Annotated in this window: 6 protein-coding genes and 1 pseudogene; 4 read left to right on the top strand and 3 right to left on the bottom strand. The window is 66.5% G+C overall.

The window, feature by feature from the left end; all coding sequences use genetic code 11:
* Positions 1-843: 843 nt before the first annotated feature.
* Positions 844-1,089, top strand: coding sequence for a hypothetical protein (locus tag ACP7AG_RS21015; RefSeq protein ID WP_426033346.1), 246 nt, complete (start codon positions 844-846; stop codon positions 1,087-1,089).
* A 76-nt stretch (positions 1,090-1,165) separates the two neighbouring features.
* Here ACP7AG_RS21015 and ACP7AG_RS21020 read toward each other — a convergent pair whose 3' ends face one another.
* Both ACP7AG_RS21020 and ACP7AG_RS21025 read right to left on the bottom strand, forming a co-directional pair.
* Complete coding sequence (locus tag ACP7AG_RS21020; protein WP_426033354.1) at positions 1,166-4,105, bottom strand: TonB-dependent receptor domain-containing protein; 2,940 nt, start codon at positions 4,103-4,105, stop codon at positions 1,166-1,168.
* A gap of 324 nt (positions 4,106-4,429) precedes the next feature.
* Positions 4,430-5,026: a hypothetical protein gene (locus ACP7AG_RS21025; RefSeq protein WP_426033348.1), complete on the bottom strand. Its 597-nt coding sequence runs from the start codon at positions 5,024-5,026 to the stop codon at positions 4,430-4,432.
* Positions 5,027-5,160: 134 nt separating this feature from the next.
* Here ACP7AG_RS21025 and ACP7AG_RS21030 point away from each other — a divergent pair, with 134 nt between their 5' ends.
* The 3 genes from ACP7AG_RS21030 (at position 5,161) to ACP7AG_RS21040 (ending at position 6,894) form a co-directional block, all read left to right on the top strand.
* Positions 5,161-5,715: a bactofilin family protein gene (locus ACP7AG_RS21030; protein WP_426033350.1), complete on the top strand. Its 555-nt coding sequence runs from the start codon at positions 5,161-5,163 to the stop codon at positions 5,713-5,715.
* Between the two features lie 199 nt (positions 5,716-5,914).
* Positions 5,915-6,424, top strand: a complete 510-nt coding sequence (locus ACP7AG_RS21035) for a DUF3617 domain-containing protein (protein WP_426033352.1) — start codon at positions 5,915-5,917, stop codon at positions 6,422-6,424.
* A 155-nt stretch (positions 6,425-6,579) separates the two neighbouring features.
* Entirely contained in the window at positions 6,580-6,894 is a 315-nt protein-coding gene (locus ACP7AG_RS21040; protein WP_426014442.1) for a hypothetical protein, read from the top strand.
* A 9-nt stretch (positions 6,895-6,903) separates the two neighbouring features.
* Here the strand turns inward: ACP7AG_RS21040 and ACP7AG_RS21045 are convergent.
* Positions 6,904-7,008: pseudogene (locus ACP7AG_RS21045) on the bottom strand (IS5/IS1182 family transposase); the annotation flags it as partial.

Genomic DNA, 7,008 nt, shown 5'->3' on the forward strand with positions numbered 1-7,008 from the left:
CAAGGACCGGCCTCTGGCCGGCCGCGGCGCGGCGGTCCCTGCGGGACCGTCCTTGACACCGTCAGACGCCAGAGCAAGCTCGCCAGCAAGGTTTTAAGGCGAGGCCTCGCCGACGCGGGCGGGTTGGGGAGGGGCTGGAACCGCTCCCATTTTTAGAACCGTCATCCCGGGCCTTGTGCCCGGGAGCCCTCTGTCCGCCGCAAGGGCTGGGGTGGGGCGCGCCAGCGCGACAAGACGCTTCACCGTCAGATGAACCAGGGGTCCCGGGCACAAGGCCCGGGATGACGGTTGAAAGGGGGTGCGGAAGGGCCCTCACGGGGATCGCCGCCGCTCCATCCCCATAACCACCCACCCCAAGCTCCAGCAAATTCAACGCCCTGTAAAATAATCAGCGTCACCACCGCTGGCGCGTCCAGACCGCGCGCATAATCATCCCACCTCGCCGCACCGGAAAGGGCGCAAGGCCAGCGACCGTTGCGGCGGCGGGGGGCGAGCGAGCGGGGACAGGCGCGCGGGGGATACGCGCGCGGTCCGGGGACTTCCATCGTTGGGGGGCCCGCCCGCCGTCGGCGTCAGCCGGGGAATCGACGTGCGCGTCCTCAGGATCCGCGTCCCCCGGCGCCGGCCTTCGTCGGAAACGGCGAACCGGCTTTCCGGCTAGGCCTCAACAGGGCCGCCTACCGGACGCGGACGGATAACGCGCGCGCGGAGCGTCGGCGTCGTCGAAACGGTAACACAACACAAAGACCTCCGGACGGTGTCCGGCGCTCCGCGTCCCTTTCCATCCCCTCAGTGGCCCGCCGCGTGAGGCGGCGAAGCCGCGCCTTGCGAAAGGAAACGCCCATGGCCCAGCCCCGCCCCCAAAAGGCCCGCCCGGTCGCCGCCAAGCGCCGCCGTCCCAAACGGGGTCGGCTGCCGACGCCCGAGGAGGCCGAATACTATTTTCACGAGATCAGCAGGCGGCTGGACGCGCTGTCCCGGCGCATGGGCTACCCGCCCCGGGTCGAGGGCGCGTCGTGCCCGCCTCCCGAGGAAGGGTCGCTGAACGGGTCTCCGGCCGATTGCGCCAAGAGTTCGTCGCGGTCGTGATCGCGCCCGCCCGCCCCCGAAAAAGGGGCCGGCTCCTTTCGGAACCGGCCCCTTCCCCAGGCTCAGCTCAAGTCGGCTAGAACTTGAAGCGCAGGCCCACCTTGTAGGTGCGGCCGATCAGGCCGGCATAGTGCCAGGTGGTCAGGAAGTTCGGCGCGCTGGCATAGGCGCCGGGCGCGATGGGCGCCCGGGCGTCGAACAGGTTGCCGACATTGACATAGGCCGTGACGCTGTCGGTGATGTCCGCCGAGGCGTTGGCGTCCACATTGATGAAGCGCTTGATCGTGCAGAACTTGTTGGCCGCGGCCGTGTTGGCGGTGCCGCCATACGGGTTGCCCGGGACGCATTCGGTGCTGCCGTTGGTGTCGGCGGCGACCGACTTGATCGAGCCGACATAGTAGGCGGTGGCCGACAGGGTGTAGCGGCCGAAGTCGACCGTGTTCTGCCAGTTGCCCTTCCAGTCCGGCGTGCCGTTGCCCGACGACAGGTCGTACGGGCCCAGGGTGCCGGCGTACTTCTGCACTTCCTTGGCGGTGTGCAGGTCGTACTTCAGGACGTGAGTGACTTCGATGCGGCTGGTCCAGTTGATCGAGTCGGTAACCGGAACCTTGGCGGTGGCCGAGAAGTCGACGCCTTCGGTCTGCGCGTAGTTGGCGTTGACATAGGGCACGTTGATGATCAGCACGCGCGGCAGGGCGGCGGCGAACAGCGGGTCGGGAGCGTCGACCACGTTGCACGAATAGCCGGCGCCCACCGCGGCGACGGCGGCGCAGCCGGCGGTTTGATCGGCGGCCGCGTAGTAGGCGTCCTTGGCCTTGCTGACGTCCGGACCCGAGATGATCAGGTCGGACTTCTTCACGTTGTAATAGTCGACGGTCAGGCTGAGCCAACGAGTCGGCTCGGCGATCGCGCCCAGGGTGAAGCTGCGCGAGGTTTCAGGCTTCAGGTCCGGATTGCCGGCCACGCCGCGACCCAGGCTGTAGGACTGCGAGTACGGATTGGTGGTGCCGCCGTGCGCGGCCTGGAAGTTTGCCGGCGGAGTGGTGGTGACGAAACCGGCATATTGCGAACGCGGGCCCGATTCAGCGAAGGTCGGCGCGCGGAAGCCCTTGGAATAGGTGCCGCGGAACGCCAGTTGACGCAGCGGCGTGTATTTCACGCCGAACTTCGGCGAGAAGTGGCTGAAGCCTTCCGAATAGTGGTCGTAGCGACCCGAGACGTTGACTTCGATCTGCTCGGTCACCGGGGCCAGGACTTCGAAAAACGCGGCCGAGACCGTATGCTTGCCGAAGGCCGAGGCAGTGGTCAGGGCATAGGTGTCGAGGCGGGCGTTCTGGTTATTGTTTTCCAGCAGCTCCTTGCGCACCTGGCCGCCGACGGCCAGTTGCACGTCGCCGCCCGGCAGGGCGAACAGCGACTTGGTGATCGAGGCGTCCAGCGACATCATCGACGAGTGCGACGGGGTCACCTTGTCGGGCGAGATGAAGGCGCGCACCGCCTGGGTGTTCGACGACGGCGTGACGAAGTTATAGGCGCCGGTGTTCACGGCGCTGAGGATGCTGGCGATGTTCAGCAGGCCGTGTTGCGTGATCTCGAGATTGTCACGCGCGCCGACGGCGTCGATCTGCCAGTTCCAGTCGTCGCCGAAGCTGCCCTTGATGCCGGCGGCGCCGCGGATGACTTCGTTGGAACGATCGCTGCCGGCGGGAAGATCGCCAAACAGATAGTAGATGCGGGCGGCGCCGTTGGCCGGATCTGCGGCGAAGGTGGTGGCGAACGGATTGTTCGGGTTCAGGCGACGACCGGGAGCGGTGAGGTCGGTGGCGCAGTTGACGCCGGTGTTACAAATATAGACCGGCAGGACGATGCCAGGGTTGCTCGAGGCCAGGGCGGGGGCGCCGCCGAAGGGTTGCGTCTGGCGGATGCCGGTTGGCGCGCCCTTGATGCTGACATAGCTGTTCGAGTAGCTGCCGGTGGCATAGGCCTCGATATTGTCGGCCAGTCGCACGCTCAGGCGGCCGTTGAAGGCGTAGCGCTTCTGATACGGCGCGATTTTACGATAGGTGTCGATCAGGTCCCACTTGCAGCCGGTGCCGTTGGCGGTGGCCGTAGCCTGGGTGAACGTGCCGTTGGGGCAGGCGCCCAGATCCAGGGACTGGTAGGACGTCGTCAGCGGCGCGCCGACCTTGCCGGCCAGCGGATTGTTCAGGTCCGACTGGCTGACGCGGGTCACATTGGCGGTCGGGGTGGCCGTGGTCATGGCCGAGTCAGCGGTATTGTTGTCGATGCCGCCGATCGAGCTCAAGTCCTGGGTGTTGAACGGGAAGCCGCGGCTGTGGCTCGAGACCCGGTCGTTGGTCTGGTATTCGCCGTTGATATAGACGTTCCAGCCGCTGGCGGCGTAGTCGCCGAAGCCCAGGGTCAGGTCGCCGCGCCGATGCTCGGCGTCATTCTGAGCGCTTTGGCCGGCTTCGACGCTGCCGGCGACGCCGACGAAGGTCTTCTTCAGCTTCAGGTTCACCACGCCGCCGATGGCGTCGGCGCCGTACGACGACGAGGCGCCGTCCTTCAGCACTTCGACGCGGTCGATCAGGCTGAACGGGATGCTGTTCAGGTCGACATAGGCGTTGTGGCCGTCGTCATTGATCGGGAAGTTGGTCGAGCGCAGGCCGTCGACCAGCACGAGGGTCGAGGAGACGCCCAGGCCGCGCAGCGAGACGGCCGAGCCGCCGGCGCTGAAGCCACTTTGGAAGCCGGTGCCGATCGAGCCGGCGCCATCGGCCGAGATCGAGCGGATGGCGTCCGAGGCGGTGGTGATGCCGGCGCGCTGCAGGTTTTCCGAGGTCAGCACAGTGACGGGCGACGGGGTCTCGGTATCGGTGCGGCGGAACAGCGAGCCGGTGACGACGATTTCTTCGACGGCGTTAGCGTCCGGCGCGGCGGCCGGGGCGGGCGCGGTCTGGGCCACGGCCTGGCTCACGCTCAGCAAGGTTGCGGCGGCCACGCCGCAAATCATCGTGGAGGCCAAAAGGCGCTCCCGAACGGTTTTGATGGTCAAGTTTAGTTCCCCCAATCGGCCCCGTGTCACGAATGACACCTCAGAATCGGCGCCGGCTGCAGTTTTCCTGGCGGCGATGGGAGAGGAGCTATGGGGGAGAGGCACGGTCGGTCAATTTACATTGCGGTAATGAAACAGTTCGTTGAAAATTGTCTCATTATGGTCACATACCGGGCGCTCCTAGGTGCCGGCCGATCGCATCCCAGGTAAATTCTATCTCCTACGACCCAGCATTGTTTTCGGGCGCGGTATCGTCCCCCTGATCGACAGTCCCGAGCCGGCCTACAGGCCCCGCTTCAGCCGCTCTCGATACGCCCCCGAGTTCGCCAGATAACCCTCGGCGTCGCCATAGGCCTGGAAGTCGCGGTAGCGCTCGTGGCTGCCCTTGACCTTGAGGGCGTGCTTGATCGGGCACCAATATTGCTCGGTGCGGGCGGTGACCTCGCGGGCATAGGCGATGACGCCGTTGCCATAGCCGCAGAAGGCGCAGTTGAGCTTCTGCACCAGGTTCAGATAGCCCAGCCGGTGGCGGTCGATGACCACATAGTCCGAACGCTTGACCCGCATGATGTCCCAGGCGGTGAAACAGCCCAGCTGGTAGAGGCTGATGCTGACATCGAGGATCACCAGCGGCAGGACCATGCCGTAGATCAGCGGCATGGTCAGCAGGGTCGGCAACGGCACGCGAGCCAGGCCCAGGGTCTTGCGGTGGACCTTCTGGCGACGCAGGGCGTCGGCCTTGAAACAGGGCTTGCCGACCGCATCCCGCTCGACCGCGTGCTTGGCGTCATGATCCGTGGCCCGCGCGGCGAAGGCGGCTTCGATCTGCGCCTCGACCTCGCGCAGACGGTCGATCAGATGTTCGAGGGACTCGGCCATGGCTTGGGGAACTCCGGATGGCGCAGCATGGCGCGAGTCGGGGCGAATATGTCCTCCCCTGTGACGAAGGGCTGACGGCGCCGCTCTTGCTGAGCTTTCCCCACAACGCTCCATTTCGAGACAAGGCCCTCGCCATGTTCGCCAAAAAAACCGCCCCTTCCTCTCCCGCCTTCACGCCACTGGCCCAGATCGAGCCGACCCCGCATTTAGCCATGGCCCCGACGCTGACGCCGACGCCCACGCCCCGCCCCAAGCCCGCCTCGATGATCGCCCAGGGCGTGGCCATCAAGGGCGACGTGCTCGGCGACGGCGAGCTGCACCTGGATTGCGTGATCCAGGGCGACATCCGGGTCGGCAAGCTGGTCCTGGGCCCCAACGCCCGGGTCGAGGGTACGCTCTACGCCCAGGTCATCGAGATCCACGGCCGGGTGACCGGCGCGGTCTCGGCCAAGCAGGTGCGGCTCTATGGGACGGCCGTGGTCGATGGCGACATCACCCATGAACAGCTGGCCATGGAAACCGGCGCGCAGTTCCAGGGCCGCAGCCTGAAGTTCCAGCGCCCCGCGCCCGCCGCTGCCGCCCCCGTCGCGCCGCAGCCGCAGCCGCAGCCGCAGCCGCAGCCGCAGCCGCAGCCGCAGCCGCAGCCGGCCAGTGGTCACACGCCCGCCATGGCTGTCTATCCCGGCTAGAGCATTTCCCGACCTGACTGCGTCAGGCCGTGAACTCTAATATTCTGTTTTGACGCATTTTTCTTCACGCGAACCGGAACCACTTCCGCTCGAAAAATGCTCCGGAGCCTCGCCGGACCCGGTGAAGGCTCCAAGGGTTGCAACTCTTGGCGCTTCAAAGACCTTAACTTCAAAAGGTCACACGCCGGGGAGGTTCCGAATGCCGCGTTACGCCCTGAATTCGAGCCTGGCGATCATGGTCGCCTCCGGGCTGATGGGTCTGGCCGCCTGTTCGCGCACCGATGACAGGCCGGTCGCGCCGGGCGGAGCGGCCGCGTCGCAGCAGGCAGCTCCGGTCGCCGGCGGGCCCCAGACCCTCAGGCCGGGCCTGTGGACGACCGTCACCAAGACCCCAGCCGGCGAGGAAACCACCGCCCGGTGCGTTGGCGAAGGCTACGACCCCGGCGCCGACGCCGTCCAGAAGGCCAGCCCCTGCGGCAAGCCCACCCTCACCCGGACGGCGGACGGCTTCCACATCGACCAGGCGTGCAAGCACAAGGGCGTCGACTACGCGCTGTCGGGTGTCGTCAGCGGCGACTTCACCACCACCGCGACCACCGACCTCAACCTGACCCTGGGGGCCTATGGCCGCAAACAGACCCTCAAGATGCAGGCGGTCAGCACCTATCAAGGCGCCTGCGATCCAGCGACCTGGAAGCCTAAAACCTAGGCGCGACATCGTCCCGGTCAGGATTAAGTGTCCTCAGCGCCACAGCATCGGAGCGATCGCACGGATCGCGCCGCCCGCCGGGAACGGCGAGGGTCGCCGTGGCTTGTACTTGCAAGGCCGGCGCTGTTTGCGCCGCCGGTGGAGCCAAAACGCCCATGAGTGGTCCCCATCTGACCGTTGTCCCCGACAAAGGCGTCGATCCGGTCGAGGTCTATAACTTCAGCCGTGGGCCGGAGACCACGACCCAGCGCGTCCGGCGTCTGCAGGATGAAGCCCGCATGCTGGCCCGCGAGCAGGTTGAAGCCATGGCTCGCGACCTGGAGGACCTGGCTCAGCGGGCGCGCGAGATCGCGGAAGGCGGCGAGGCCTATGCGGTGGGGATTCGCGAAATGGCGTCGCGCCTGGCGTCGGATCTTCCGCAAAAGGCCCAGAGCCTGAAGGCCATTCTCGAGCGCTCGTCCAAGGGCTAGGGTCCAGACTCATTGAGCCCACCAGATGATGATTGCGGCGATGAAGACGGCGCTGGCGAAGATGGCGGCGAGTTTGTCGTAGCGGGTTGCGACGCGCCGCCAGTCTTTGAGCCT

The organism is Caulobacter sp. DWP3-1-3b2 (assembly GCF_049896325.1).
Taxonomy (GTDB): Bacteria; Pseudomonadota; Alphaproteobacteria; order Caulobacterales; family Caulobacteraceae; genus Caulobacter.